This window comes from Phytoactinopolyspora endophytica, from assembly GCF_004138495.1.
In the GTDB taxonomy this organism is placed as follows: Bacteria; Actinomycetota; Actinomycetes; order Jiangellales; family Jiangellaceae; genus Phytoactinopolyspora; species Phytoactinopolyspora endophytica.
Window position 1 is genome coordinate 294,376 of record NZ_ML142850.1, and the last position, 2,069, is coordinate 296,444.

The following is a 2,069-nucleotide window of genomic DNA, read 5'->3' on the forward strand; positions in this document are numbered from 1 at the left end:
CGCGCTCGGTGAGCTGGGCTACCTCGACGGCCGCCCTCACATCGCCCAGATGGACCTCGCGGCCTCCTACGCCTCGTTCAACGACCACGCCTACCGCAGGTTCGTCGAACGCCTCAAGGACGCCGTCGATCCCGGAGGCATCCTCGCCCCCGGCCGGCACGGCATCTGGCCGGCTCGCGATCGGGTCTCCGCGCCATGAGACGCGTGATGCCCGCCGCCACCTCCACCCCCTTCGACGCCGATGTCCTGGTCGTCGGTACCGGCCCCATGGGAGCCACGACGGCACTGACGCTGGCCACGTACGGACTACGCGTCATCGCCCTCAGCCGGCAGAACTGGCTCGCCGACTCCCCCCGCGCGCACGTCACCAACCTGCGGACCATGGAGGTCCTGCGAAGTCTTGGCCTCGAGGAGGAGGCCATGGCCCGGGCCACACCGTGGGAGCTCATGGGCGACACCACCTTCACCACCAGCCTGGCCGGCCGGGAGATCGCCCGGCTCGCGAGCTTCGGCCTGGGCGACCGGAGGTACGGCGAGTACCTGGCAGCGAGCCCGTGCCGGATGGCCGACCTGCCACAACCACTGCTCGAACCCCTCCTGGTGGGGGCGGCGGCCACTCGCGGTGCGGTGTTCAGCTTCAACACCCTCTACCGCTGCAGCTCCCAGGACGCCGACGGTGTCGACGTCGAGCTCGAGGACCGGCTGACCGGGCAGGTCCAGACCAAGCGCGTCCGCTACCTTGTCGGAGCCGACGGCGCCCGCTCGAAGGTCATGGAGGACGCGGGCCTGTCCGTCGAGGGCCAGCTGCGCCGCGGGGGCACGGTCTACGCGCAGTTCGACGGTGACCTGTCCAGGCACATGGCACACCGTTCGAGCGTGCTGACCTGGATCGTCAACGACGACGCCGCCGTGGGCGAAATCGGGCTCGGGCTGCTCCGAGCGGTGCGGCCCTGGGACCAGTGGATCGCCGGCTGGGGCTTCGACCCCGACGCCGGCGAGCCCGACCTCAGCCTGGACACCGCTCGGGCACGGATCCGTGCATACGTCGGCGACCCCGAGTTCGAGCCGGACATCACGGCGGTGAACCCGTGGTACGTCAACGAGGCCTTCGCACCGGCGTACTCGCGAGGACGCGTCTTCTGCGGTGGCGATGCCGTGCACCGGCATCCGCCGTCGAACGGACTCGGATCCAATACCAGCATCCAGGACAGCTTCAACCTCGCCTGGAAGCTCGCCTACGTGATCCGGGGTCACGCCGCCGAGACACTGCTGGACTCCTACTCCGCCGAACGGGCACCGGTCGGAGAACAGGTCGTGCGCCGGGCCAACCAGTCGCGGCGGGAGTACGCCGGGCTCCACAGTGCGCTCGCCGCGGAGCGCCCCGGCGGGCCGTCGGGCGCGGCGAAGCTCTGCGCGGCGACACCCGAAGGTTCCCGCGCCCGTGCCGCCCTGGCCGAGGTGCTCGCACTCAAGGACAACGAGTACAACGCCCTGGGGGTGGAGCTGAACCAGCGCTACTCCTCCCACGCGGTCGTGCCCGACAGCGAGGTTCCGGAGGAGTTCCTCCGTGATCGGGAGATCCACGCTCAGCACACGACGCGTCCGGGCGCGAAGCTGCCGCATGCGTGGCTCGTCGACCGGGAGGGCCGCCGGCTCTCGACCCTCGACCTGGTCGGTGAGGGTGACTTCACGCTGCTCATCGGACCGACCGGGCGACCCTGGGTGGAGGCGGTGACGTCCCTGGGACTGCCATACCTGAAAGCCGTGGTGGTGGGTGGGGAAGACGCGCAGGACCTGTACTTCGACTGGGCCCGGGCGCGGGAGGTGGACGAGGACGGAGCCGTCCTCGTCCGGCCCGACGGCTACGTCGCCTGGCGAAGCCGGACCGCCGAACCCGTGGCCCGCGACCGGCTGGCCGGCGCACTCACCCGCGTCCTGGGACGACCCGTCGCGAACTGACGTGGCCCGGCAAGGGCCCGGCGTGACCCGGCAAGACCTGGAAAGGACAAGGCCCTCCGGTAGGGATCCGGAGGGCCTTGTCGTCCCGGTTTCGCGTGACACTCACAGCT

At 70.8% G+C, this 2,069-nt stretch carries 1 protein-coding gene and 1 pseudogene; both read left to right on the forward strand.

Translation table 11 applies throughout. From position 1 onward, the window contains the following. A pseudogene (locus ELR45_RS34585) lies at positions 1-199 on the forward strand (FAD-binding oxidoreductase); the annotation flags it as partial. An 8-nt stretch (positions 200-207) separates the two neighbouring features. Then, complete coding sequence (locus tag ELR45_RS04705; RefSeq protein WP_129663860.1) at positions 208-1,959, forward strand: FAD-dependent monooxygenase; 1,752 nt, start codon at positions 208-210, stop codon at positions 1,957-1,959. Positions 1,960-2,069: the final 110 nt, after the last annotated feature.

What these genes read in the sequence shown, in the direction of transcription:
- ELR45_RS04705 (WP_129663860.1), top strand. Translation starts at nt 208, where the DNA reads ATGCCCGCCGCCACCTCCACCCCCTTCGACGCCGATGTCCTGGTCGTC.